A 1,889-nucleotide genomic window follows, 5' to 3' on the forward strand; every position below is an offset into this window, starting at 1 on the left:
GTTTCTCATCAGTATCTGTGTGTTGTTTCAGATACCGCACAGTGGACGCGTAGCTTCTTTGTGGTAAGTCCTCGGCCTATTAGTACCAGTCACCTGCATGCATTACTGCACTTCCAGTTCTGGCCTATCAACCCGGTGGTCTGCCGGGGGCCTTACCCCCTCGAGGGGGTGAGAAACCTCATCTTGGAACAGGCTTCCCGCTTAGATGCTTTCAGCGGTTATCCCTTCCGAACGTAGCTAACCAGCGGTGCTCCTGGCGGAACAACTGGCACACCAGAGGTTCGTCCGTCCCGGTCCTCTCGTACTAGGGACAGCCTTCCTCAAGTTTCTAACGCGCGCGGCGGATAGAGACCGAACTGTCTCACGACGTTCTAAACCCAGCTCGCGTGCCGCTTTAATGGGCGAACAGCCCAACCCTTGGGACCTACTCCAGCCCCAGGATGCGACGAGCCGACATCGAGGTGCCAAACCATCCCGTCGATATGGACTCTTGGGGAAGATCAGCCTGTTATCCCCGGGGTACCTTTTATCCGTTGAGCGACACCGCTTCCACTTGCCGGTGCCGGATCACTAGTCCCGACTTTCGTCCCTGCTCGACCTGTCAGTCTCACAGTCAAGCTCCCTTGTGCACTTGCACTCGACACCTGATTGCCAACCAGGCTGAGGGAACCTTTGGGCGCCTCCGTTACATTTTGGGAGGCAACCGCCCCAGTTAAACTACCCACCAGGCACTGTCCCTGAACCAGATCATGGTCCGAGGTTAGAGGTCCAATTCGATCAGAGTGGTATTTCAACAACGACTCCACGATAACTGGCGTCACCGTTTCACAGTCTCCCACCTATCCTACACAAACCGAACCGAACACCAATACCAAGCTGTAGTGAAGGTCCCGGGGTCTTTTCGTCCTGCCGCGCGTAACGAGCATCTTTACTCGTAATGCAATTTCGCCGAGTCTACGGTTGAGACAGCTGAGAAGTCGTTACGCCATTCGTGCAGGTCGGAACTTACCCGACAAGGAATTTCGCTACCTTAGGATGGTTATAGTTACCACCGCCGTTTACTGGGGCTTAAATTCTCAGCTTCGCTCCCGAAGGAACTAACCGGTCCTCTTAACCTTCCAGCACCGGGCAGGCGTCAGTCCGTATACATCGTCTTACGACTTCGCACGGACCTGTGTTTTTAGTAAACAGTCGCTTCTCACTGGTCTCTGCGGCCCCACCCAGCTCAGACAGTAAATGTCGTCACCAAACAGGGCCCCCCTTCTCCCGAAGTTACGGGGGCATTTTGCCGAGTTCCTTAACCATAGTTATCTCGATCGCCTTAGTATTCTCTACCTGACCACCTGTGTCGGTTTGGGGTACGGGCCGTGTGAAAGCTCGCTAGAGGCTTTTCTCGGCAGCATAGGATCACTGAATTCGCCTCAATCGGCTACGCATCACGTCTCAGGCTATATGTGACCCGGATTTGCCTAGGTCACGCCCTACACGCTTACACCAGTATTACCACTGACTGGCTCAGCTACCTTCCTGCGTCACCCCATCGCTTGGCTACTACCAGATCAGGTCCCATGCATCCACCAACTCGAGACCCGAAGGTCTTCTCGTGGCTTCAGGATGGTTAGTATCACTGATTCACCATGGGCGCGTTCACACGGGTACGGGAATATCAACCCGTTGTCCATCGGCTACGCCTGTCGGCCTCGTCTTAGGTCCCGACTCACCCTGGGCGGATTAACCTGGCCCAGGAACCCTTGGTCATTCGGCGGACGAGTTTCTCACTCGTCTTTCGCTACTCATGCCTGCATTCTCACTCGTGTGGCCTCCACGGCTAGGTCACCCTGCCGCTTCCATGGCCACACGACGCTCCCCTACCCATCCACACACCTGCC

The 1,889-nt window shown here is 55.4% G+C and carries 1 other annotated feature (running past one end of the window).

Annotated elements, in window-relative coordinates:
- Positions 1–59 precede the first annotated feature (59 nt).
- Positions 60–1,889: a sequence feature (mutual gap in cmsearch alignment for this rRNA model is longer than 100), on the bottom strand (it continues 1,385 nt past the right edge of the window).

This window comes from Rhodococcus sp. IEGM 1241 (assembly GCF_033142365.1).
Classification (GTDB): Bacteria; Actinomycetota; Actinomycetes; order Mycobacteriales; family Mycobacteriaceae; genus Rhodococcus_F; species Rhodococcus_F erythropolis.